General features: G+C 61.7%; 1 protein-coding gene. It reads right to left on the bottom strand.

The window, feature by feature from the left end; genetic code table 11:
* Nucleotides 1-12 precede the first annotated feature (12 nt).
* Nucleotides 13-412 (bottom strand): hypothetical protein (locus tag RNB18_RS52875; protein WP_311721161.1); only part of this gene is annotated, 400 nt, incomplete at its 5' end.

A 412-nucleotide genomic window follows, 5' to 3' on the forward strand; every position in this document is an offset into this window, starting at 1 on the left:
GTATTGGTGATGTCATCGCCCGGCGACGGTGAAGTCACCGACGATCTGTGCTTGATGTTCCTCGCGCAAGGCCAATGCGGCTGCGGTGGCTTCGGTGGCCGGCCCAGTTGCACCGCGGGTCGCGTCAATGGCCAGGCACAAGACTTCACTGGCGAGCGAATAGGCCCGAAAATCTTGTGCAGCAACAGATCCCGACGACAGATGAGAGTCAAGTTCATCAAGTGCCGCACGGATGGCGACGGTATCCCCGTGGCCTTCAGCTACGACCACTTCACCGACGGCCCGATATGCGCGAACCTCGGACTCGATGTAACCCGGTTCCAGTTCGGCGCGGCGCGCAGTCATCGCCAACAGTTGCGCGGTCAGGATGAGGTCGTTGCCTTCGTGGACGTCAGGTTGCGCGACTGCGCGT

This window comes from Streptomyces doebereineriae, assembly GCF_031845645.1.
GTDB classification, from domain to species: Bacteria; Actinomycetota; Actinomycetes; order Streptomycetales; family Streptomycetaceae; genus Streptomyces; species Streptomyces canus.